Source organism: Psychrobacter sp. NZS113, from assembly GCF_015864825.1.
In the GTDB taxonomy this organism is placed as follows: domain Bacteria; phylum Pseudomonadota; class Gammaproteobacteria; order Pseudomonadales; family Moraxellaceae; genus Psychrobacter.
On sequence record NZ_JADYWL010000002.1, the window covers coordinates 210,415 to 236,147 of the forward strand.

The 25,733-nt window shown below is 42.6% G+C and carries 18 protein-coding genes; 15 read left to right on the top strand and 3 right to left on the bottom strand.

Translation table 11 applies throughout. From position 1 onward, the window contains the following. Positions 1-119 precede the first annotated feature (119 nt). Together I6E61_RS03750 and I6E61_RS03755 are read left to right on the top strand one after the other, a co-directional pair. A complete protein-coding gene (locus I6E61_RS03750; protein WP_197130011.1) occupies positions 120-1,307 on the top strand; it encodes an NRAMP family divalent metal transporter in 1,188 nt (395 codons plus the stop codon). Between the two features lie 22 nt (positions 1,308-1,329). Next, the gene (locus tag I6E61_RS03755) at positions 1,330-1,752 is read left to right on the top strand and encodes an acetyl-CoA carboxylase biotin carboxyl carrier protein subunit (protein ID WP_197130013.1); all 423 of its coding nucleotides are present in this window, start codon (positions 1,330-1,332) and stop codon (positions 1,750-1,752) included. 123 nt (positions 1,753-1,875) lie between these two features. Here the strand turns inward: I6E61_RS03755 and cueR are convergent, their stop codons facing one another. Beyond that, positions 1,876-2,268 carry a Cu(I)-responsive transcriptional regulator gene (cueR, locus tag I6E61_RS03760; protein ID WP_197130016.1) on the bottom strand — a complete coding sequence of 131 codons (393 nt, stop codon included), beginning with the start codon at positions 2,266-2,268 and terminating at the stop codon, positions 1,876-1,878. Positions 2,269-2,374: 106 nt separating this feature from the next. After that, on the bottom strand, positions 2,375-4,837 hold the full coding sequence (locus I6E61_RS03765) for a heavy metal translocating P-type ATPase (protein WP_197130019.1): 2,463 nt from the start codon (positions 4,835-4,837) through the stop codon (positions 2,375-2,377). A gap of 465 nt (positions 4,838-5,302) precedes the next feature. On the opposite strand from I6E61_RS03765, the gene I6E61_RS03770 reads away from it, so the two are divergent. The 13 genes from I6E61_RS03770 (at position 5,303) to I6E61_RS03830 (ending at position 24,209) form a co-directional block, all read left to right on the top strand. Then, on the top strand, positions 5,303-5,674 hold the full coding sequence (locus tag I6E61_RS03770; RefSeq protein WP_197130022.1) for an Imm8 family immunity protein: 372 nt from the start codon (positions 5,303-5,305) through the stop codon (positions 5,672-5,674). 165 nt (positions 5,675-5,839) lie between these two features. Then, complete coding sequence (locus I6E61_RS03775; protein ID WP_197130025.1) at positions 5,840-6,418, top strand: hypothetical protein; 579 nt, start codon at positions 5,840-5,842, stop codon at positions 6,416-6,418. Between the two features lie 761 nt (positions 6,419-7,179). Next, positions 7,180-7,893: a hypothetical protein gene (locus tag I6E61_RS03780; protein WP_197130028.1), complete on the top strand. Its 714-nt coding sequence runs from the start codon at positions 7,180-7,182 to the stop codon at positions 7,891-7,893. 435 nt (positions 7,894-8,328) lie between these two features. Continuing rightward, entirely contained in the window at positions 8,329-9,678 is a 1,350-nt protein-coding gene (locus I6E61_RS03785) for a diaminobutyrate--2-oxoglutarate transaminase family protein (RefSeq protein ID WP_197130040.1), read from the top strand. 115 nt (positions 9,679-9,793) lie between these two features. Continuing rightward, positions 9,794-11,299 carry an aspartate aminotransferase family protein gene (locus tag I6E61_RS03790; protein ID WP_197130042.1) on the top strand — a complete coding sequence of 502 codons (1,506 nt, stop codon included), beginning with the start codon at positions 9,794-9,796 and terminating at the stop codon, positions 11,297-11,299. 1 nt (position 11,300) lies between these two features. Further along, positions 11,301-13,130 (top strand): IucA/IucC family siderophore biosynthesis protein, encoded by a 1,830-nt coding sequence (locus tag I6E61_RS03795; RefSeq protein WP_197130044.1) that lies wholly within the window; start codon positions 11,301-11,303, stop codon positions 13,128-13,130. 102 nt (positions 13,131-13,232) lie between these two features. After that, the gene (locus I6E61_RS03800; RefSeq protein WP_197130046.1) at positions 13,233-14,627 is read left to right on the top strand and encodes a lysine N(6)-hydroxylase/L-ornithine N(5)-oxygenase family protein; all 1,395 of its coding nucleotides are present in this window, start codon (positions 13,233-13,235) and stop codon (positions 14,625-14,627) included. A gap of 80 nt (positions 14,628-14,707) precedes the next feature. Continuing rightward, complete coding sequence (locus tag I6E61_RS03805) at positions 14,708-15,310, top strand: GNAT family N-acetyltransferase (RefSeq protein WP_194196539.1); 603 nt, start codon at positions 14,708-14,710, stop codon at positions 15,308-15,310. Next, entirely contained in the window at positions 15,310-16,794 is a 1,485-nt protein-coding gene (locus I6E61_RS03810) for an MFS transporter (RefSeq protein ID WP_197130049.1), read from the top strand. Before I6E61_RS03805 ends, I6E61_RS03810 begins: the two co-directional genes overlap by 1 nt. A 120-nt stretch (positions 16,795-16,914) precedes the next feature. Continuing rightward, positions 16,915-18,873, top strand: a complete 1,959-nt coding sequence (locus tag I6E61_RS03815; RefSeq protein WP_197130052.1) for an IucA/IucC family siderophore biosynthesis protein — start codon at positions 16,915-16,917, stop codon at positions 18,871-18,873. Positions 18,874-18,877: 4 nt separating this feature from the next. After that, on the top strand, positions 18,878-20,974 hold the full coding sequence (locus I6E61_RS03820; RefSeq protein WP_197130055.1) for an IucA/IucC family protein: 2,097 nt from the start codon (positions 18,878-18,880) through the stop codon (positions 20,972-20,974). Positions 20,975-21,051: 77 nt separating this feature from the next. Next, the gene (locus I6E61_RS03825; RefSeq protein ID WP_197130058.1) at positions 21,052-21,696 is read left to right on the top strand and encodes an RraA family protein; all 645 of its coding nucleotides are present in this window, start codon (positions 21,052-21,054) and stop codon (positions 21,694-21,696) included. A 191-nt stretch (positions 21,697-21,887) separates the two neighbouring features. Then, a complete protein-coding gene (locus tag I6E61_RS03830) occupies positions 21,888-24,209 on the top strand; it encodes a TonB-dependent receptor (protein WP_197130061.1) in 2,322 nt (773 codons plus the stop codon). Positions 24,210-24,316: 107 nt separating this feature from the next. On the opposite strand, the gene I6E61_RS03835 is transcribed toward I6E61_RS03830, so the two are convergent. Next, positions 24,317-25,591, bottom strand: a complete 1,275-nt coding sequence (locus I6E61_RS03835; RefSeq protein ID WP_197130062.1) for a site-specific integrase — start codon at positions 25,589-25,591, stop codon at positions 24,317-24,319. Positions 25,592-25,733 lie beyond the last annotated feature (142 nt).

The following is a 25,733-nucleotide window of genomic DNA, read 5'->3' on the forward strand; positions in this document are numbered from 1 at the left end:
TATTATCTGCGCTATTTTCCTTGTTTGACTGCCACTTATCTCATTCTTACCACCATTTTTAAAATGAGGATACGCCCTGATTATTTGATTAAACAATCCCATACAGCACAAGGATATTTATGAGTACCCTAAAAAAACACAATACGGCCATTTTAGGCGCGGCCTTTCTGATGGCGACATCAGCCGTAGGGCCAGGGTTTTTGACCCAAACTGCCACATTTACCGAAAGCCTTATGGCAAGTTTCGGTTTTGTTATCTTAATATCTATTATTATGGACATTGGCGTTCAGCTTAACGTTTGGCGCATCGTTGCTGTCTCTAAAAAACGTGCACAGGAAATCGCCAACTTGGTGTTTCCTGGTGTCGGTTACTTGCTTGCTTTCTTGATTATTGCGGGTGGTCTTGCTTTCAATATTGGTAATATTGGCGGGGCAGGGCTTGGTATGCAGTCCATGTTCAATATATCACCCATCACAGGTGCATTGATTAGTGGTGTGATTGCAGTCGCTATCTTTTTGGGCCGAGAAACAGGTCCTATAATGGATAAATTTGCTCAGTTAATGGGCTTTATCCTGATTGTGTTGATTATTTATGTGGTCTTTAAATCTGATCCGCCACTAGCAGAAGCTGTCAGCAAAACCATCATGCCAGACAAAATTGATGCAGTCGCTATCGTGACGCTAGTAGGTGGTACAGTTGGGGGTTATATTACTTTCTCAGGCGCGCATCGCTTATTAGAAGCTGGTGTCAGCGGAGAAGAGAACTTAAGCTCAGTAACTAGAAGCTCGGTCTCTGGTATCTTAATTGCCTCTGTGATTCGTGTGTTTTTATTCCTTGCCGTATTAGGTGTGGTATCTCAAGGCTTTGCATTGAATCCTGCCAACCCAGCCATGTCGCCTTTTGAGTATATTTTAGGAAATGCAGGTAAAGTTATTTTTGGTATGGTGATTTGGGCGGCTTCTGTGACCTCGGTGATTGGTGCTGCTTATACCTCTGTGTCTTTTATGACCAACTTCCATCCATTTATTGAAAAGCACAAACGCTACTTCATTATTGGTTTCATCGTGATCTCGACAATGGTGTTTGCGACTATCGGTAAGCCAGCCCAAATACTAGTACTGGTTGGTACACTAAATGGTTTGGTATTGCCTATCGCTATGGTCATCATTTTGATTGCCGCCTACAGAAAAAATATCGTTGGCAATTATAAGCACCCGATTTGGATTGCCGTATTTGGCTGGATCATCGCCATCGTCATGAGTATTTTGAGCGTCATGACCATTGCTAAATACCTTGGCATGAGCTAAACATTAATTTAAGGAATGTATGATGGATATAGAGCAAATAGCACGTGTGGTCAAACTGGTTGAGAGCAGTCAGTTGCATGAAGTCACGATTGCAGACAACGGGCAGTCTATTAAGGTGGTTAACAGTCTAGGTGTGCAGAGTAATGTAAGCGCTAATCCTATAGACGCGATGACTACTCATAAGCCTGAACAGCAGGGTAGTGATGTCTTGCAAGTAGGTGCCACTTACGTTGGGCAGGTCTACTTAAGTGAAGATGATGCAACAGATAACTTAGTCAAAGAAGGCGACCACATTCAAAAAGGTCAAACCGTTTGCTTCATTGATGAGTTGACCCGTTTGCAGCCAGTGATTAGTAATAAAGAAGGTATTGTCACGGCAGTTTTGGTTGAAAGTGGCCAAAACGTTGAATACGGACAGCCTATTTTTGAGTTAGCTCGTAGTTAAAACAGTTAACGTAGTTTTGGTTAAATCAAAATATAAACCCTTTAAGCGTCATCGCTTAAAGGGTTTTTTATGTGCTGAGTATTTGTATTGGCCTCATCATGTATTTCGTACATCTGATATAAGTTATTTACTCTGTCCTAGATCCTCTAAGATAGCGCAATCTGCATTATCATCGCCTGCACAATGATCAAAAGAATTCTGTAGCGAATTGACCATCTCTTGCAGTTGGGCAATTTTTTGGTTTAGCGTTTCGATATGCTCTTGTGTCAGTTGCTTAACATCTGCACTCTGACGGTTGGCATTTTTGCGCAAATATAGCAACTCTTTCATTTGCTTGGATGAGAACCCCAAGTCACGAGAATGCCTTAAAAAGCATAAGTCGTCGATATCGTCTTTAGAGTACAAGCGATAACCTGAATTCGAGCGATTTACGGTTTCTAGCAAGCCAATCTGCTCATAGTAGCGAATCATTTTGGTAGAGATACCGGATTGCTTTGATGCTTGACCAATATTCATAATTGTCCTTCTAACTCAAAAAGGGTTTAAACAACAATATTTAAACCCTATATGGATATGCTTTACGATTCTATATTCACTCTGTAGCGGTTTAGTAGTTCGCTGACTATGCTTTAAAGTACTTGAGTCGTAGCGCATTACCCAATACGAAAACAGAAGACAGTGCCATGGCGCCTGCCGCAAAAATAGGTGAGAGCAGGATACCAAAAGCGGGATACAAGACACCTGCGGCAATCGGAATCAAAGCAACATTATAAATAAACGCCCAAGCCAGATTTTGTCTGATATTACTGATGGTGGCTTTACTCAAAGCAATCGCGGTAGGCACACCTTGCAGACTACCTGACATTAGCACCACTTCAGCCGCCTCAATCGCCACATCTGTGCCTGTACCAATGGCCAATCCAACATCGGATTGAGCCAATGCAGGGGCATCGTTAATGCCGTCACCAACAAATGCTACTCGGCCATATTGTTCTTGCAACTGGCGTATCGCATCCACTTTGCCTTCAGGCAGTACTTCTGCCACTACCTGATCGATATTTAATGTTGCGGCAATCGCTTGGGCTGTGTGGCGATTATCGCCTGTAATCATGGCCACTTTTAAGCCTAACTGATGTAGTGTGGCAATGGCGGCATGAGTCGTCTCTTTAATAGGATCTGCAACGGCGATGATAGCGGCCAATTGCTGATCAATTGATACATAGAGTGGGGTTTTACCTTCTTGCCCCAAACGTAGCGCATCTTGTTCAAAAGGTGCAACATCAAGCCCCAATTGCTGCATGTAACGATCTGCGCCAATGTGAATCACTTGGCCTGCCACGTTTGCTTGAATGCCTAGACCAGTCATCGCCTCAAAGTCAGTGATAGGGAGCAATTGAATACTCTGTTGTTCTGCGGCTTGTACAATGGCTAAGGCAATGGGATGTTCAGACTTTGCTTCAACCGATGCCACCACACGTAAGACTTGTTCTTTCTCAAACCCTTGTTGGACTTGGAAATCCGTTAAGGTAGGTTTGCCTTCAGTCAATGTGCCTGTTTTATCAACGGCAACTACGCTCACGTCCTGAAGCATCTGTAGCGCTTCACCTTTACGGAATAGCACACCCAATTCTGCACCACGACCCGTACCGACCATAATAGAGGTGGGAGTGGCCAATCCCATTGCACAAGGGCAGGCTACAATGAGTACGGCAACCGCATTGATTAAGCCGAAGGTCAAGGCAGGGTCAGGGCCAAAAATTAACCAAACTATAAAGGTCAATGCTGATAAAAACATCACCGCTGGTACAAACCACATGGTGACTTTATCCACCAATGCTTGAATAGGTAATTTAGAGCCTTGGGCTTGTTCTACCATACGAATGATTTGTGCTAATACAGAATCTTCACCGATGGCCGTTGCTCGAATATTCACGGTGCCATTTTGATTGATAGTACCGCCGACCACTTGATCGCCTGCTTGTTTTTTCACAGGGACAGGTTCACCAGTAATCATAGATTCATCAATATAACTGTGACCGTCCACGACTTCACCATCGATAGGCACACGCTCGCCTGGGCGGATTTCAACTATCATTTTTGCAGTGACGTTTTCTACAGGGACTTCAATAACTTTGCCATCTTGCTGTACACGGGCCGTTTTTGCCTGCATGCCCACTAAATGCTGGATGGCTTGAGAAGTACGCCCTTTGGCCTTTGCTTCAAAATAACGACCTAATAATATCAAGCTCACAATCATGGCAGCGGCTTCGTAATAGACGTGCACCGTGCCTTCAGGTAACGTTTGCGGGATAAAGGTCGCTATGAGGGAAAAGCCATACGCTGCGATAGTACCAATCGCCACTAGCGAATTCATATCTGGCGCAAAACGCAATAAGGCTGGCACGCCTTTCTGATAAAAGCGTCGGCCTGGAAAGAGTAGTACCAGTGTGGTCAAAACAAACTGTATTAGCCAACTTTGCTGAGTGCCGAGGTTATTCACTACCCACATATGAAAGGCGGGAATCATATGCGAGCCCATTGCTAGAATGAATACGGGCAGTGACAACAGCGCAGAAAGCCCTAAATCTCGTTTCAGCTGATTTTGCTCCGAGGCTTTCTTATCTTGTCGATCACTTTGGTCTTGCTCTATCAGTTTGGCCTCGTAGCCTGCTTTTTTAACGGCCTCAATCAATTCACTCGTTTGTATTTGCGCATCGCCTTTAATCCAAGCGCGCTCAGTCGCAAGGTTTACAGTAGCTTGTTGCACGCCAGCGACTTTGGCCAAGGATTTTTCTACTCGTCCAACGCAAGAGGCACAGCTCATACCTTCTATGGATAGCTCGATGGGTTTGGTTTCCGTCACCTTATAGCCTGCGCGCTCTACTGCTTTATTTAACTGGGTGACATCTACAGGTCGCGATGAGTAAACAGTCGCCTGTTCAGTGGCAAGATTTACCTCGGCTTTTTCGACGTGCTCAATGTTTTTTAATTGTTTTTCGATACGCCCGACGCAAGAGGCACAACTCATGCCTTCAATGCTTAGCACTTCATGATAAGTAGGGGCTTTAGTATTTTTTGTTTTCATAACAACCTCTGTCGTTTTTAATTCTATTTTTAATCTATAGTGACAGCATATAGGTTGACATCATGGTAAGGTCAAGCGTATTTCTATAATACTTTCAAGAAATTACTCCTAAGCCTTGCTGTGATGACGAAGTAAAGGTGCGGAAGGTTAAAATGAGAGGAGTGGTAGATAACAAAGAAGGGTATTGCCGATAACTTATCTCATGGAAACAAGGGCGGCTCCCTACCTAGTGAGGACTTAAATATTTGGCTGTGGGCTAATGGTATCAACGTTTTAATTGGTTAAAACAGTCACAGTGTACTCCATGGTGTACTTACCATATATACTCTATTCGTGATTAGTGCGCTATATAGGCATCGAACCGTAGCCTTTGTCACTAGTTCTAATACTATTCTATGTGTTTTCTAGTTCATCTGAATAAAAGCTTCTTATCGTAAACGGCCATTTAAAGTGAGGGATTAAGAAATGCTCACAGTACAACATATATCGTTTGAAGATCATCAAGATTTTGATGATTTTGAACTACAAGGTGACGATTATTTCAACTTAACAGTTAATCTACTATTAGGTAATGAAATTGGGAGTGACATATACTATTTCAATTTAGTAAATTATTATAGAGAAAATTCTGATAGAACAGTTATCGAGCAGAATGCTATTCATTTTAGAGAAAAGGGTGTATTCGTAACGAAGGTATTTGATAAGTATAGTTTACTTAACTTCGTTAACACTTTAGTGGAAGAGAACACTTCTAATAAAAATTCAGATGAACAGTCGACTAACTTATCAAAATATTTTCATTGGGAGTTTGATAACTATATTCCATACCTAGAGTAATTTCCTGTTTAGATACGATTGGACGCCGTAAGAGGTTGGTCATACTAATGTATACCTATGGCGAACTAATCAGGCGCTTTCACTGGTTCGGTGCGCTATACAGGCATCGAACTATAGGCTATGTTCTCGTGTTTACCATTTCAATAAAAGAAGCGAGTAAAACAAATGGCAACCTCAATTTATGATGTAGATATACCTAGCAATCTAACAGGCTTATTGGCAAGTTTGGTTGGACGCAAACTGGTCAATATTATTAGATTTAATTATGTACCTGAAAAGGAACTTATTGAAGATTACTATATGGAGCCTAAGGAATTTTTCTGTTGTTCGCTAGGGCCTTTTTTATTCTATTTTGAAGATGGGTTAGTGATTGGTGGAATCAGTGATTCAGGACAAAACACAGTCCGTATGTGGGTAGAAAAAAAAGAGAATGGTGAACATAGCGAATGGTTACAAGAAGAGGATGAAGACGCCGTTCCTTTTTATGCCAAGGATTACGATGACTGGAAAATTTATCTCAATCAAGTGGTCAAATCAGTAACCATCATTAAACAAACCTCTGAGACTCATCCTATGATAATGAGCTTACCAAGCGAGCGAGGTGTATTACTTGAGTTTGAGAACGGCTCTGGGTTTATTATGTCACATGGACTCAATGATCATTCAGACGATACTACACTTGTAAAGATGGATGGAATACATCCATTTTTTGATGGTAATCTGATTTATATTCCTGTTGTATGACAGATATTTTATTTAGAAATAAGTCCTTTTAGTGCTAATGCTCATACCTATCCATCTGATCTTCCCAAAGAATATATTCTTACACATATTCTCTCTAAGTAATAAAGATGTAATAACAAGTTATACCCAAGGGAACTAGCTATTTCACCCTTCAAACCAATTAATAGACTACTTAAAATAGACTGGATTTGCGGAACCACTAATAATAGACCGCGAGCCTTGATACTCTAGATCATCCTTAACTAGACGTTTCTCAAATTGTGAAGCGTCCTTAGAAAATTGTTTATCAATGCATATTATGCGGAGATTATCGCGGTTATTCTACGCATTCTACGCATTCTACGCATTCTACATGTATAGGCGCATGTTCATGGAAATGATAGCGTATCTACGTTTCGGTTCAGTGATAAAGAACAGCCATTAATTTGACTACGATCAGGATAAAGTAAGACGAATATAGGTCAAATACACTGCTTATGTTTATACCATGCAAGGCATTGATGCAAAAAACTCAGTAAGGTTATCAATAACCTTGAAATAGGGTAGGATAAATGACTAAGAATAAGATAAACTGCCTCCGCGAGCGTTGACTCGGTTCAGCGCATTTCAGATTGAGCAGCGATATTTTATTACTAGAAAGTAAAACCCCAATAATAAAGAACGTTGATAGCAGTGACAGAATGAACTGTCACAAGCATTTTTGCTAGATTAATTATGAAAGCATACTTTATACAAGACCATTGATATTAAGGCACATCACTATGGAAGAAGTACCAAATACGATAGAACAAAGACCCGTATTCATGCCGAAAGTCAACAGTGACAATTTGGTAAAAACGGATATGGTTATGTTTGAGCGACATGTGGGATTTGCGAGCAGACAAAAGAAAAAGTCCATCAATGACCTACAACAAGTCATTCGCAAAAAGTATGGATTTAAGCAAGTACTCGAGCTCTCCAGCAAGTCTGGCAATAAACTAAGTTTTCCGCTAAGCCCGTTCAGTTTACAGATTACTGATGAGCATGATGGCAATCCATATAGTGTCGAAAATGCTTTTCAAGCCAGCATGATCTTTGAAGATGGTGGTCCTTATCTTGATTTGCTAACAGTAGCGCCAAGACAAGCCCGCAAAGATGAGCGACTCACAACCTCAGGTGAGCTCATTGGCTATAATTACTTTGGTATGGAGTGGGGCGTAGAGCCGTTAACAACATTTTATGACTGGCTGTACGTGAATGCTCTAAAGCAAAACCCTCAGCTACATGAGGAAGTGATTCAATATCAAGGGTTCACTGATATCACTTTTAATCCTAAAAAATCTATTCATAGTGCAGCGTATGCGTTAGCCTTATTTGTGGCGCTACATAAACGAGAGTTGCTCGATAATGTCGAAGATCCGATGACGTTTTATGACTTATGCAACGGTTTTAAAATCAGTAATACTGAGCATCTGTTGGAAGATGGTTGGGTCTGATAATTAGACTACTGCATCTATTAGTAGTTAGTAGGCATTAGATAGTAGGCAGATATAACAAAAGAGCACAGAAGATATTCTGTGCTCTTTTTTCGTTTATTAAGTCAATATTCACGCTAGTTATATATTCGTCACTACTATAGTCAAGGAAGTCTAAAACAGGTACAAGACAGTCGGCTGCAGACGATACAAGCAGTACATCTAAGGAGGTTAACGCCGTAACCGTATAGTAGTCCGCTGACTATAATATATCGAAAAAACCAATAAGTAGGGGTTGACAGAAAATCATCAGAGGTAGATACTACGCGTCATTAATAATAATGATTATCATTTACATTATTATTCAATAAAAATAAGCAGTATTTTAAGAAATAAGCGTCAACACTTACTTTTAAATGTTTATCCAAGACGACTGACAATAACAAGGCTGAAGCTATGGACACGATCCTTTTAGACAAACCACTTGATAACGAATGCTACTTACACCGTCAAGAACAATTTGAATCGAAGGTTCGTAGTTATCCACGTAAGCTACCCTTTGCGATTCAGTCTGCAAAAGGCGCATGGATTACCGATGTTGAAGGTAATGAATATATAGATTGCCTATCAGGTGCTGGCACGCTGGCACTTGGGCACAACCATCCCGTAGTCATAGAAAGCATCAAAGCGCTATTAGATAGCAACCTACCGATGCATACATTGGACATTACCACACCCTTAAAAGACAAATTCAGCGAGTTCATGTACAAGTTACTTGCGACCAATAGCGATGAGTATTGCTTGCAGTTTTGTGGCCCGACGGGTGCTGATGCGGTAGAAGCCGCTATTAAACTGGCCAAGCAAGTCACGGGTCGTTCAGGTGTTGTCAGCTTCAGCGGTGGCTATCATGGCATGACACATGGTGCGCTGGCGGTGACAGGGAACTTGGCACCTAAACAAGGTATCGAAGGCCTGATGAGTTCGGTGCAGTTCTTGCCTTATCCTAATATGTATCGCTGCGCGTTTGGCTTGCCTTTTGAGCAAAGCATTCATGCCCACATGAGCTACTTTGAAAACTTCCTAAAAGATGTAGAGAGCGGTGTGGTGAAACCAGCCGCAGTCATTTTAGAAGTCATACAAGGGGAAGGCGGCGTCAATCCTGCGCCAATAGAGTGGCTGAAGCATGTGCGCCGAGTGACAAAAGAGCTGGGCATCATGCTGATCATCGATGAAGTACAAACAGGGTTTTGCCGTACAGGACGTTGGTTCGCTTATCAATATGCGGATATCGATCCCGACATGATTGTGATGTCAAAAGCAATCGGCGGTGGTCTGCCACTTGCGGTATTAGGTATCAAAAAACAATACGATGTATGGCAGGCAGGCAATCATTCTGGCACGTTTAGAGGCAATCAATTAGCCATGGCGACTGGCCTTGCCACCCTCAATTACTTAAAAGACAACAACGTTGCTGATTATGTTTTAGAAATAGGCGCATGGTTCATGTCGCAGCTAAAAACACGCCAACAGCGCTATCTAAAAGTGGGCCAAGTCAGAGGACGTGGTCTCATGATTGGTATAGAGATTATCAATCCCAGTCTACCTAAGCAAAATGATGGCAGCTATCCAGCAGACAGTGATGTGGCTGCCAAAATTCAGCAGTCGTGTTTTAAGCATGGATTGGTGATTGAAAAGGGCGGGCGCGGTGGCACCGTACTGCGATTATTACCACCCCTCAATATAACCAAAGATGAGTTGCAGCAAGTCTTGCAAAGGCTTGATATGGCGCTAGAGGACAATCAATAATCTTGCCAGCGCCTTAGCATGATTCATACTTTTATAAAAAACTCTGATAACGACTCTAATAATAAGTCACTTATTTGCGATTTATACCATCGTAGAATAAACAAGTGAGGACATTTTGCATTTATTAAACCAGCAAACCAGTGAGCAATATGTCACGCATATGCAAAAAACCAGCGCTGTCATCAAACAGTGGCTAGACGACAATAATGTGTATTTGGGTGGCACACCGCAACAAGTGCAAGCGACCAATACTTTTAGCATCCGTCAGCAAGGCCGAGACATCGACACGATACTCGCTGATATTCAAAACAAGTTTTTACCCAGTTGTGTGTCGACGGCCAATGCGAATTGCTTAGCTCATTTGCATCCACCCACACTGGTTATTGGTCAGATTGCTGAGATGATTATCGCGGCCACCAACCAAAGTATGGACTCGTGGAACCAAAGCCCAGCAGCGACCTATATTGAAAAATACTTGATACATTGGTTGTGTGAACGTTGTGGGTTCGATGACATCTCTGGTGCCCTCTTTGATGAACAGACAGGCCTTAACGCTGATGGCGTCTTTACCAGTGGTGGTACGCAAAGTAATCTGATGGGTTTACTGCTGGCACGCAATCGATTCTATAAGGCTAAGGGCGTTGATGTGCAAAAGGATGGTCTGATGGGTCGGTCTGTTTGCAAAATCCTGTGCTCAGACCAGGCGCACTTTTCTATCGAAAAAAACGCGGCGCTACTAGGTCTAGGTCAAAAATCCGTCATTAAAATAGCGACCGATGCATCAGGCGCTATGCTGATGTCTGACTTACAACATCAGATAGATAAGCTAGGTGCTGACAATGTGATGGCTATCATTGCAACGGCTGGCACAACGGATTTGGGTGCTATTGACCCTCTAACTGCTATTGGCAAAATTTGCCGTGATGCACAGATATGGCTACATGTCGATGCAGCATGGGGCGGGGCATTGTTATTATCACAGCGCTATCGACACTTGATTGACGGTCTTAATCAGGCTGACTCTATTACCTTAGATTTTCACAAACATTTCTTCTTACCGATTAGCTGCGGTGCTTTTCTCTTACGAGACAATCAAAATTTTGAGAGTATTCGCCATCATAGCGAGTATCTAAACTCTGCTGATGATGAACAAGACAATATCCCAAACTTGGTGACGTACTCTTTGCAGACCACACGACGTTTTGATGCCTTAAAGCTGTGGATGGCGCTTGACTTACTAGGGACAGATGACTATGCAACTTTGATTGATAACTGTCTGGATACCGCCAAGCAAGCGGCACAGCTGATTGATGCAAATGAAAATTTTGTACTGGTACATGAGCCTATTATCAGCAGTGTTTTGTTTTACTTTACACCTAAAGATACCGCGTTATCTGATGAGCAACTCGCTCAGCTCAATCGTCAAATTGCGCAAGAATTATTGATCAATAATATCGCCAATGTGGCCACCACCCAGTTTGAGCAGCGCCTTTGCCTTAAATTTACCATTCTAAATCCCAATACCCAAATCAATGATATTGCAGACATCATTGAGCAGATGGCTATTGCTGGTTTTAACCAACTTAATTCTGACAACCTGAACGTTGATGGGAAAAAATAACATGATGCAGTATAAAACGCTTGATCGTCTCACACTACAAAATCTAATCAATGCTTACTGTTTTGAAACTGGGCGCGGCGATATTATTGCCGTAGAGCAGCAGGATGATATACAGAAGCAGGCCTCACAAAATAAGCCTTTATTAGTGCTAATGCTATTACCTTCGAACACGGTAATGGTCGTACCTGTCGATAGAGTGAGCCAATTGGGTCAACATCGTTTGGCGGGTACGCCGCTTACATTGAATAAGCAGGTAAGCATACGATCAGACTCGAAACTAGACACGCAACTGGACGACCCTTTGCAAAACAGCCGATGGATAAAATCCTCTGCTATGAGCCTAGCATCTTTGATTATTGAAGACATTGTGCATCGTTATAAAGACAAAGCGACGCTAGATGCCAATGGCGTATTAAAACGCTGGATTGAGAGTTATGAAGGGCTACAGACTATTTTAGAGCATCGTAATGATGAGATTGATGACATCATTGACTATCAGCAAGACTTTATTCAAACCGAACAAAACCTTATTTACGGTCATGCCATGCATCCTACACCCAAAGGCCGTGCCGGCTTTTATGGTGCCGAATGGGCGAAGTATGCGCCCGAGACCAGTAGCAAAACCCAGCTGCATTATTGGCTAGTGCATCCCAGCTGCATTGCAGAAGAATTCGTAGATGGCGATAGTATTACCACAGCGCTCAAATCTAAATTACAAGCTGATATGAGTGGCTATCAGCAGCAACTTGTCGATGAGCATCCAGACTATAAGCTGTTGCCATTGCACCCTTGGCAAGCAAGGTTTTTGCAGCAGCAGCCGTGGTATCAAAAACTGCTAGAACAAGGCCAATTGTTTGATTTGGGTGAGCTTGGTTGGCATCTGCATCCAACGACATCAGTACGCACACTAGCGGCCTTCGATGCGCCTTGGATGTTCAAGTTGTCGTTGTCTGTAGCGATTACCAATTCTGTGCGGATTAACCTGCCCAAAGAATGTAAACGCGGCATGCATGCCTGCCGAATCTGGCGTAGCGACTATGGTACTCAGCTCAAAACCGAGTACCCTACGATTGCGGTATTGAATGACCCTGCTTGGATCGCCTTACGTATTGATGGAAAAATCATTGATGAAACCATCTGTATCTTACGTGACAATCCTTTTACAGAGGATACGCAAGTCACCAATCTTGCCAGCTTAAGCCAAGACCATCCAACTCGTCTTACCAATCGCTTAGAGACATTGTTTAAGTCTATCCATAAACAGACAGATGTGCCTTTAGAACAGGTGGCTGTCCAGTGGTTTGACACTTATTTGCAAGTTGGTTTTATACCGCTGATTCATATGTACTATCAGCATGGGATTGGTTTTGAGGTACACCAGCAAAACAGTCTCATCGAGCTAACAGACGGCTATCCTACTAAATTCTGGGCCAGAGACAATCAAGGGTTTGGCTATATTGCGGAGTACGCCACGCCGCTCATTGATGCTTATCCAGAGCTTATTAGCGAAGGAGAGTGCGTTATTCCAGAAGACTTTGCTGACTCAAGATTTGCCTATTATTTAGTTGGCAACAGTATATTTGGCTTAATCACTGCTATTGCTCGTACTCAACTTGTGAGTGAGGATGCATTAATCACGATGTTTAAAGAGTGTTTAATGGCCTTAGAGCAACAATACCCGCATCGTTCGTTATTTGACTTGCTGTTACGTAGCCCTACATTGCCGTTCAAGGGCAATCTACTCACCAGACTCTATGCGCTCGATGAGCTGACCGCACCTGTTGAGACCCAGTCTATTTATGTCGACATCCCAAACCCTATGATGACGTAGCACGTCATATTGGAACGACAAAATTAGCACACGATAGAAGTTAGGGTTCGATAGAAACGAACACCAGAATTAACGTAACTACCAAATCACTAAGGGGCGACAGTGTTAGATATTATTGGGATTGGCGTAGGGCCGTTTAACTTAAGTTTGGCGGCATTACTGACAAAGACCGACGTAACCGCCAAGTTTTTTGAGCAAAAGGCTGAGTTTAATTGGCATAAAGGCATGATATTGCCGAGCACCACACTGCAAGTGCCTTTTATGGCAGACTTGGTGACACTGATAGATCCAACCAGTCCGTATTCTTTTTTGAATTATTTGCATACTCAGCAGCGATTGCTTAAGTTTTACTTTTTAGAAGAGTTTAAAATTTATCGTAAAGAGTATAACCACTATTGCCAATGGGTAGCTGAGCAGCTAGATAGTTTGAGCTTTGATGCGGCAGTGATAGACGTAACGTTTAACGACAGTAATGATGGGTTTGTGGTGACCGTCTGTGAGCAGGGCATTCAAAACACCTATCATGCTAAAAACTTAGTTATAGGCACTGGCACACAGGCCACGCTACCACCATCGTTGCAAGACATTGCCAAACAAGCGCCTAACCGCTGTATGCACACCGCCCATTTTGCAGATAATTTTGACTTGGACAGCCTCAATGCTAGTAGCCTTGATCTGAATAGCACCAAGACAGAAGGCAAACTGACCAAAGTGTTGGTGTTGGGATCTGGGCAATCTTCCGCAGAGGTATATCGAACGCTGTTTGATCAACAGTTTGATGGCGATGATAGCACTGATGACGACCCTAAATTTCAGTTAGATTGGATGACTCGCTCGGCAGGGTTTTTCCCTATGGAGTACTCCCCATTAGGTTTGGAGCATTTTAGCCCTGCGTATACAGACTACTTTTATCATTTAGACTCAGCAACCAAACCTCAAGTCACTGCCAAGCAAGACCTGCTCTATAAAGGCATGGGCTTTGAGACCATAAAGGGTATTTATCATCGTCTCTATGAGCGCAGTATCACTAATCAAGATCTGCATTCGACGTTGCTGTCTAACTGTGAAGTAATTGAAGCAACACTGACAACAATGCTAGAAGATTCAGAGCAGACAGACACTATAAAACTGGTAGGTAGACAGCGTGAACAGAATCAAGATTTTACTGCTGAGTATGATTGTGTGATTGCTGGTACAGGCTATCGTTACGGTCTGCCTGAGTGCTTAAGTACGCTACTGCCTAGCATCGCACACGATGCGTTTGAACAGCCAATCATTGATCGAGACTATGTGCTTAAATATGTACTGACGCATCAAAAAGATATCTCGACTGATGGCAAAATTTTCGTACAAAATCAGGAGGTGCATACCCATGGTGTTGGGGCACCAGACTTGGGGCTAGGCGCTTATAGAGCAGGGTGTATCGTCAATCAATTAACAGGTAGGCAGACTTACGATACCGAGGCCTTAAAAGTGTTTCAAAATTTTGGCGCGTAGTGCTTTATAAGACTCATATTTAACAGAAACGATATTAAAAAACATTAACCACATATCAAAATAATAATTAGGAGCAAGTCATGCCGACCATCACCCAAAACCTACCCGATACTTTTAGTATTGAAGCTTATCAAAAGACGTTTGCATTGAGACCTGTCAATTATCCAGAAGACATGCCGCTACTATATAAATGGATGCATGCTGAGCATGTGGTTGATCAGTGGCAGCTACATCTCCCAATGCCGCAGCTAAAAACACATTTTGAAAAAATGCTGGCTGATGATCATCAGCGTCTCTACCTTATAATTTGTGATGATAAGCCGATTGGCTATACAGAGATTTATGAAACGGCTCGTGACCGCTTGTCTCATTATTATAAAGCCAAGGAGACGGACATGGGTTGGCATATTTTGCTTGGCGATCCAGCGGTGGTTGGTAAGGGCTATCTAAAGCCAACAGGTATGATGATTACCAAGTTTATATTTGAGCATACTGAGGCCAAAAAAATCGTGGGTGAGCCTGATAGCAAGGTTGAGGTATATCAGTGGGTGGCCGATAGCTTTGCCTATAGAGTGCAACGTCTGATTGAGATGCCAGAAAAGACCGCCGCCCTGTATTTTTGCAATCGCGATGAGTTTTTGGAATCTAGAGGTTATCTCAGTTTTTATGGTGCCACTGCTTAATGAGCAACACGTCTATAAAAAAGGTATCTACCAATGAGTCGCCTATAAATGAAGCCTCTAAGAGTAGCAGTCATGGCTTGACCGACAAACAGGTACAGCAGGTATTACTGACATTACTACTCGGCGGTACGGTCGTCAGCTTTAGTAATAGTGCGCTCAATCCAGCGATTCCTGTCTTTATGTCTGTATTTGATGTCGACATTGTGATGGGCGGCTGGGTGCTAAATGCCTATGTATTGGCCATGAGTGTGGGGCTGATGCTGAGTGGCTACTTAAACAAAAAGTTCCCTTTTAAGCATGTTTATTTGGCGGCAATTTTTGGGTTTATGCTGGGCTCAGCCCTTGGCATGCTAGCATCTAGTATGAGCTTTGTTATCATTGCCAGAGCTATACAAGGGCTGAGTGGCGGTCTGATTATTCCACTGTCTATTGGCATGCTGTATCAGATTTATCCGCAGCAGCAGCATGGCAGAGTAATGGCGCTATGGGGCATTGTTATTATGATGTCGTTGGCGTTTGGCCCTTTGGTAGGGGCTTATTTGGTTGAGCAGTTCGCGTGGTGGACACTGTTTGCCATTACCTTGCCACTCAGTGCGGCGGTCATGGCGATGGTATGGCGCCTAATTCCTGACATACGCTCGCATGATAAAAAAAGCCCTTTCGATACCATCGGATTTGTCAGTTTGCTTGTTTGGCTGCTTGCGATGATGGTTTGGCTGAGCACGCTAAAGATAGACTTCACTAGTGGATTATTCAGCAGTGACGGCTTCTTAAAGATAACCACGTTGGGTTTGTTGTCTGTCGGATTTTTACTGTCCGCGATGGTTTGGTGGGCATATGAGCGTCGTCAGCGTCACCCGTTATTGAACGTGCGCTTGTTTAACAATAAAACCTATTTGCACAGCAATATCATTAGCATTAGCCAAACAGTCGGTTTGATGCTGTGTCTCTTACTATTGCCTGTTTTGATACAAGATGTGATGGGCGAAAGTGCGTTATGGACAGGTATTGTCCTGATGGTCGCGACGCTCATAGCCAGTATCACCACGCATTACGCTGGCAAGATGGTAGATAAGCAAGGTGCCAGAGGGATTGGCATCGTAGGAATTGCGATTAGTGCACTGTCTACTTTGATGCTGGCATGGTGCTTGTATCAGCCAACACTTTGGCTGTTAATGCTAATTATGAGTATGCGCGGTATTGGAGTGGGTTTGGCGTATCTGCCGACCACGACGGTTGGTTTTAGTAGCTTACCCAAAGAATCAGTCACTGAAGGCGCCGCACTTAATAACATCAGTCGCCGCATCATCTCTACCATATTTATCACGCTGTCCACCCTTTATATAGGCAGTCGAAGTGCGCAGTTATTAGCAGCAGGTAGTAGCCAAGGTATGGCAAGCTCGATTCAAGAAATACTGGTGGTCATCGCGGTGATTTTATTATTCACGATTCCTTCAGCGTGCAAATTACCACGATCCCCATAAACAAATACCCCGTATCGGGGTTTACTTTAACTTATTAACGTAAATAATTATCATTCGCTTTATATACATCTAAATTTATACTTTTATTTGATTCAATTTTCAGACAGGAAACTTATATCTATGTTCAAGCATCTAGCAAACTCTACCAAAAACAATAATAGCCATCATAGTACTGACGTTACTTGTGCGACTAAACCGTGGCAAGCACCTGTTAATTCTCAAATTATGGCACGCGCTGAGCAACGGGTGATTAAGCAATTACTACAAGCATTACTATATGAAAATATCATTGAGTTTGAATTTGAAAGTGCGAATAACGCTCATGACAGTGCTGATAGTGAGACTCTGCTGAATTTTGTTATCAAGGCAGGTGATGATGTCAGTTATACCGCGCAAGGTTATGTTCATTATAGTTTTGACATCATCCGTTTTAATGAGCTAAATGTGCAGCGAGTGGTTAACGGTGCTGCTCAAGATGTCATTCTTGAGCATGTAATCAGTGATATCTTGCTCAATATTGAAGGTGCAGAGCTCAAAGACAGCTTTATCAAAGAGCTGTGCCATACCTTAGTGAATGAAACACAATCTCAGATACTGATGTCTAATATACCTGTGCCTATTGATACGCTCACTTATGAGCAACTCGAAGGCTATTTGACGGCAGGGCATCCTTATCATCCGTGTTTTAAGTCTCGTATTGGTTTTGATTTGCAAGATAACTATGACTATGGCCCAGAGTTTGATCAAAACATCGGCGTGGTGTGGTTAGCAGTCAAAAAAGAGCTACTGGTGAGCAATACCACTACTGGTATCGATATAAATGAATGGGTGAAAGATTATGTGGGTGCTGATGAATTTGATGCACTCAATGCCAAACTCACAAAAGTACTTACAATCACAAATAAGCAAGACGAAGGTACAGCTAGTCATGAAGTAGACGAGACGGCTAATAATTATTGCCTAATACCTGCACATCCTTGGCAATGGCAAAATACCTTAATTCAAGCATTACAACCATTAATTGCCACGCAAGAAGTTATCTACTTGGGTAGTGCAGGTCATCAGTACCGCGCTCAGCAGTCTATTCGCTCACTGACGATGCTTGGTAATAGCGATGACAATGGTAACAATGACGTCAATAATAATAAAGCCTACTTAAAGCTGAGTATGCATCTGATTAATACCTCAAGCACGCGAATACTAGCAAAGCATACCGTGATGAATGCGGCTGTTGTCACCACTTGGTTAAATCAACTGATTGCAGATGACAAGACTGCTCAAGCATTACCCATTGCGTTTTTAGGTGAGACCGTTGGCGTTAGTCTAGACCATGAGGCGCTACGCACACGTGGCTACCAGCATCCAAATATGTATGGCGGGCTAGCTGCGATTTGGCGAGAAAACGTGAACCAGTATCTATCAAAAGGTCAAACAGCATTTCCGCTCAATGGTGTGAGCTATGTCAATGCTGATGGCTCGCATTTAATAGCACCTTGGCTTGACAAATATGGTGTAGATACATGGATTGCGCAGTTGATTAAGGTCACTGTCACCCCTTTATTACATATCCTATTTGGTTATGGTGTGGCATTAGAGTGCCATGCGCAAAACATCGTCTTGGTACATGAAGATGGTTATCCTGTAAAAATATTACTAAAAGATTTGCATGATGGGGTTCGCTATTCACCTGAGCACTTAACCCAACAACACTTGCGTCCAGATTTTTATAGCTTGCCACCTGCACATGCAGCCTTAAATAGAGGCTCGTTCATCGAGACCGAAGATACAGATGGCATTCGTGATATGACGGTTGCTTGCTTATTCTTTGTGGCGTTGTCAGACATCGCAATTTTTATGCAGACGCATTATCACTATTCTGAAGTGGCGTTTTGGCAACAGGTCGCTGACTGCGTGACCGACTATCAAACCTCTCATCCAGAGCATCAAGTACGGTTCGACTTGTTTGATGTATTCGCTGAACAAACGCGCATTGAGTCATTGGCTAAGCGCCGATTATTCGGAGATAAAGCATTCCCGATTAAATACATCAACAACCCATTGTTTAAAAGTCAGGGGTAAGACGATGCATACATTATTTCCTGTGCAGAATTCTGCGAAAAATGGCCACCTTGATGCAAATCCTGATTCAGATGTCGAGGCTGTTCAATGGTCGCTGATTAACCATTTGGTAGAGTGTTTCTTATTAGAGCAGTGGGTGGATGAGCACCTTATTCAAGTGAAAACCACCACTGAGTACTTGGCAAATCATCAAACGTCACAAGCTCAAGATGCGCATCAATTTTTAGCGTCGCTACCACAGCAGTATCAAGACTTCTTTGACCAAGATAACTCATTGATAGTGATGAAACTGGAACAAGATAGACAGTTATTACTATTGGTAGAGCCTGCTTACGCTTCACAGTGGCGACTGTCTAAATCCTGTCTGCCTGTCGTACATAACAAGCATCATGTAGATAGCGCTTTGCTAGAGCCAGTAAGCTCAGCACAGCACTTGTTAGACATCTTTTTATCAATGATGGATAGTGCCGCATTATCTGATGTTGGTGTCTTAAAGCTAAAAGAGAGCTTAGAGGCTTCTTTTATAGCTCAGCAACAGTCATCATTGGCAAACATCACAATGGCAGTTTGTCAGTATCCGCATTGGCATCAAACCTTGATTGCAGCGGAGCAGTGGGCCTCACTGATGGATCGTCCGTTTCATCCACTAGCTAAAGGCAAGTTAGGCTTTACTTCACAAGAATACCAACGTTATATGGCAGAGTTTAATCAGCCTATCACGCTGGTATGGGTCGCCATTGCCAAAAGCCATCTCATGGTAGCAGATCATTTCAAAGACAAGACAATACAAAATCCAGCGGCCTACCTTTTGGACGCTACGCAGCAGCAGAAGTTGATGCGAGAGCTAGATGACAAAGGCATAGCGGATACGCACATTGCGATGCCCGTACACCCTTGGCAAATGACTCATGTGGTTGATGACATGTATGCCGATGATCTTGCCAGTGGCACAGTTGTCGCCCTGACTTTTGAAGCGCTTATCACTTATGCCAGCTCATCCATGCGCAGTATGTTAATTGATACGGATACACCAAATAGCATTAAGCTACCTATAGGTGTATACGCACTGAACTCAAAACGCTACTTGCCAGCCCTAAAGCTAATTAATGGTGAAAAAAACCAAGCCATATTGATGCAGGCAAGAAAGTTAGATCCGGTACTATCAGCACAGCTACGGTTATGGGATGAGCGCCTATGGTGGGGTTATATGTCTCCGTCTCATCTACATGATAAAAGCGCTATTAATCCTTATTTTTATCAAGAAAAACCCACGCATTTAGGCGCGATGCTACGTCAATTACCAGTAGATCTGTGTGACGATACGATTCAACTGTTACCCATGGCAAGCCTGGGTATGTTGGTTTACAAGCAGGGTGTCAGCCATCACATTTTTGATGGCATTGTTCAGGAGGGTATTGATAGTACTACCCAGAATAGTAGCCAAAACAGTGCTCAAGACAGCTTTCAAGAAGGCTCGCCACAGAATAAAAAACTCGCTGTCATAGCGTGCTTTAAGAATCTTTGTGATGTGTTTTTGGGGACGATGCTGCGCTGCTTACGCCTAGGGTTTGCGCCTGAGATGCACGGGCAAAATATTGTTATCGTATTAAAGGATAATCGTTTTACGAGTCTGTTATTGCGTGACCATGACTCCGTACGTATCTATCTACCATGGCTGGCACGTCATCAAATAGCAGATCCTGAATATCTAAGCCCACCAGATTTTAAAAATCGTCTATATCGAGAGACGCCGCAAGCGCTGATATTTTATCTACAGTCGCTAGGGTTACTGGTTAATCTTCGAGCGATTATCGAGTCATTGGTTGAGCGCTATCATATCAATGAAGAGACTCTGTGGCACGAGGCAATGACCAGTATTGAGGAGTCCTTGGTGACTATCGATTTTGATGACGATCAACGTCAGATACTTCGTGATGAGCTTTTGAGCAATTCACATTATCCGCATAAAACATTGCTACTGCCTGTGATTGCCCGTGGTTCTGACCCTCATGGCAGTATGCCAGCTGGAGAAAGCAAAACGATCAATCCGTTCAAGCGTGTTAAAAAATCAGCTAGCCAACGAACCCATTTAACTAACTAATAGCTACTTAGCAATTAGCAATGCGATAAAAGTTATCGAGAAACAAAAAAGCTAAAAAGTGCGATAGTGAGAACATTATGACTGAAATCGACATTAACCACCTTATAGATACTTATAAAGAGATAGGCACCTCAACCATTGGTCATCTAACGAGGGAAGGGTATTTGCCAGATATCAAAGCGCTGAATCCCTGCACAGCTACCATAGTTGGCCGAGTGTTAACAGTGCAATTAACCTCTGACAACACGGATGTGATCAACCAAGCACTGATTCGAGCAGCGCCTAATGATGTGCTATGTATTGATGCTCAGATACTAGGCGTCACCGCATGTTGGGGAGCACTGCGCACTTGCGCCGCTATCTATGAGAAGCTATCAGCGGTCATTATTATTGGACAGGCGACTGACTCGGTACAAATTCAGCAGTTGGACTTTCCGGTATTTGCACAAGGTATCAGTGCTGTGACCACGTTCAAAAGCAATCAGGCGCAAGGAAGGTTAGCATCCGATATTGTCTATCGCTTTGGTAAGCAGACTACGACGATTCGTTCAGGCGATATCGCCATTATAGATAATGATGGCGTATTTATCTTGCCTATTGATGTGGCACAACAACTATCAGCAGATTGTCAAAAAAAGCACAAAGCAGATGAGGTGAAGTTTCAAATATTTTTTGATGCTTATCGCAATGATCGGTTAGATAAGTTATTTGAAAACCAGTGACTTTATCCATAATAGAGCGGTTCGGCCGCGCCTAAAATGGCTATATAACATCACTTACAACAACAAGTAAATTCATATGGAAATAAAAACAATTATCATTTACAATGCTATTCACAAAGTTAGTACACACAGTATTATTAGCTAAATATAACTGATACCACTATTTGACTACCCAACTAAGTGAAGTGAATATGAAAAGCCATCATCAAGTTGCTCTATCCGTTCTTACCCTCTGTATTAGCCAGCAGTTATATGCACAAACTAATGACAATACAATATCTGTAGCCGAAGAGGCTTCAGCAGATTTGGCTTCGAGTGCAGCATCAACTGAGACGCCTAATGTAACTTTAGATACCATTAAAGTCACTGCGAGTGCCAGAACAGGTACTGCGCTGGCTCAGAAAATTAGTGAGATGCCAGCTGTTACGCAAGTGATTACTGAAAGCGAATTTCAGCTGCAGGCAACGGGTGACCGTACCACTGGCGACATATTGGCACAGCTGATTCCGAGCTTAGGTACCAGTAGTGGTTCGACCAGTAACTATGGTACTACCATGCATGGCAGACCGGTACAGTATTTAATCAATGGCGTACCGTTAAGTAGCTCACGCAGTCTGTCACGAGAGCTGAACAGTATCGACCCTGCACAGATTGAGCGAGTAGAGGTATTGTCTGGCGCCACCAGTATTTATGGTGCAGGTGCAGCAGGTGGACTAATTAACTTGGTTACCAAATCAATGACAGGTTATGGCCCTATCAGACAAACGAGAGTTGGCGTTAGTAGTAGTCGTAATTTTGACTCAGATTCATTGGGTTATAGCGTTGGGCAAACATTAGGATATGGCGGCGAGCGTGCATATGGCCGTGTGGATGTAGATTATAAAAGTACCGGTGGTAAGTTCGATAGCAGTGATGACCGTATTAGCCCAGATGTCAACCAAACAGATCAGCAGGATACCGAGTCATTAAGTGTTAATACCAGTTTTGGTATGGAGCTCAGCGACACTAAACATGTTGATTTGGCCGTTACTTATTATAGAGATGAGCAAGACACTGACTACGGTCCAGACTATGGTGATGGTCTAGCCGTATTATACGGTGCCACGCCGTCTTTAGTAGCGATTGAGGGTGCCAACATAGAAAACCAGCCTTATACCGAAAAAAGCTCGGTAAATTTAAGTTACAGTGATGATGACTTTGTAGGATCAGGTTCTAGCTTAAGCTTGACTGGTTACTACAGAAACGAAAAGGGACGTTTCTATCCTTCCGTTAAGTCTGTAACAGTACTAGATGATTATACTTACTACAGCGGTGGTAATCCATATTTCATTACTCAGTCAGAAGCGGAAATCGACGTGATGGGCCTGCGTGCAGCGATGCAAACGGAAACAGAGTTTGCTGGTAAAAATGTGCTATTGAGTTATGGTGCTGATTTTGAACGCGAAAATAGTGAACAAACTTACTATGGACAAGATTTTACGGAATTTTATACTAGTAACGGCTTAACCTCCCAGGCAAATGGACTTACTTACAGTGGTGGGCCAGATACTACTATTGATAAATGGGGTGCTTTTGTTAATGCTGATGTAGATTTGACCGATAAGTGGCATACCAGTGCTGGCGTACGTTATCAAAAACTGACATCGGAGACGGATGCCTTTACACCGATTTACGAACAGCTGATGGAAGAGTATTACGCCAATGACCCTTCAACTGATTATGAAGCAGGGACAGTAGAAGCTGGTAGTACCGACCATGACAAGGTACTCTTTAATCTTGGTACTAGCTATCAGATAACACCAAAAGATCAACTGTTCGCCAATTTTTCACAAGGTTTTACCACGGCAGACATACAGCGAGCGCTACGTGATGTACGTGCAGGTTTTGTGGTCAATTCAGAGAATGTACAACCAATTTCAATCAACAACTATGAGTTTGGTTGGCAAGGTAAGCATGGCGATACAGCGGCACGCTTGAGTGGTTTTTATAACGAGTCAGATAAAGTCGTACGCTTTACTGATGAGTATACTGTAGAAGTTGTCGATACTGATCAACGCATTTATGGTGTTGAAGGGTCACTTACTCATGATCTTAACGATCAATGGCAAGTAGGTGGTAGCGTTGCTTATACTCGCGGTCAATATGACTATAATGGCGATTGGCTCGAGCTTGACGCGGTGAACGTAACACCACTTAAAGGCACAGCTTTTGCTCAATACAACTTTGATAGCGGTAGCAACATACGTCTACAAGCATTGGCTGTTGGTGGCGATGATAGAGCCTATAAAGACCAACAAGAAGACCCAGATTCTAGTGCATTACCTGTCACAGGTTATATGACAGTAGATGTATTAGGACAAGTAGAAATGCCAGTAGGGAAAGTTGGCTACGGTATCTACAACTTACTTAACAAAGATTATCTGACGGTATATCATCAAACGACCTTTGGTGACCTGAACCGTTTATCAGCGTCAGGTACTACTTATGGTTTAAACTATACCGTTGATTATTAAATTGAAAAACATAAAAACCCTTCACGCTATGGAAATTTAGCGTGAAGGGGTTTTTACGTTTTGATTATCGTACATACCACTATCTACTCGTCGCAGAATCGACATCATTACTTTTTAGAGTTATTTCGGAGTCCATCTATATAGTTTGCCCAATCCTGCATCATCTCTATTCTAATATCTATCTCATCAAGTCTGTTGTAAGCACCACCATGCGTGTCTTTGATTCTATGACCCAGCTGTAATTCTGTGACGATATCTGAATAACGCAACTCAGGCTGTTCCATCAGTAAGGTTTTGGCCGATGCTCGAAACCCATGCGCACATTGCACATCTTTGTATCCAAGCCGATGAAATATCTGCACCAACGTGGCTTTACTAATATAAGCATTGCTTGAACCGCGCATCGAGGCAAACACATATTCTTTATGGCCTGTGATGGACTGTATGTTTCTTAGACGTGCAATCACTTGTGTCGCCAATGGTACGACTAAATGCGAGACCATATCATCACGACCTTCGCCTTTAATAGGGGAGAATGACCATAAGTTATTTTCCCAATCTATATCATCCCAACGCATAGACCGTAAATCGATACTACGTACAAACACATAAGGCAATAAGTTCATCGCCTCTAATGTGATGTTGCTTGCACCTCTAAAATCAGACATATCTGTTAAGAGGGTCGCAAATTGATCTGGCTTGGTAATGGCTGGCAAATGATTACCTGAGTTGGCAGGTGCAAGCTCACCACGGGTATCAATCGCCACATTTCTATCACAAAGTCCTCGTGCAACAGCGAATGAAAACACCTTTTCAGTATATAGCCGAGTGCTTGCACCAACGAAGGTCGCTTGGTTCTCATTGTTTTGGATAGACTCACACACGCTTAATATCATCTCGCTTGTAATATCGTTCATTCTTAAGTCGCCAATTTCGCGGCGCATATATCCGAGACACAAATCCCAAAACTTAAGGGTAGAGTCACTGAATGATGGTTTTTTAGATTTTCCTTGTTGGCGACCTGATGTTTTGTGATCTCGCCATGCTTGTGCAATTTCAGAAAACGTCGCGTTCTTTAGGTGTGCATATTTATTAGTTTGCTCTTTTTGATGAATGGCTTTAGGGTCGGAGCCTTTGGCAACCATATTAAGTATGGTCTCAGCTTTATACTTAACTTCGTACAGACTGATGTCTTCGACTTTACCCAACATCATCCTAGGTCGTTTACCATCGATGTGTGGATGAGAATAACGCAGGTAATATTCCTTTTTACCGTTTGGATAAATACGCAAGCTTAAACCAGCCACACCTGAGACGCTGACCGAATAGTCTTTATCTCGACATTCAAATTTGTTGATGTCATTTGCATTGTCGACAGCCATGATGTGTATCCGTAAATATGATAAGTAAGATGAATAACAGATTTAGGGTTTATAACTTATGAAAAGCGCCTTATGTAAAAGCATAAAGAACTATTGGACACTGGTATGGACACCAGTATTTAGAATAATAATCAAAAAAACC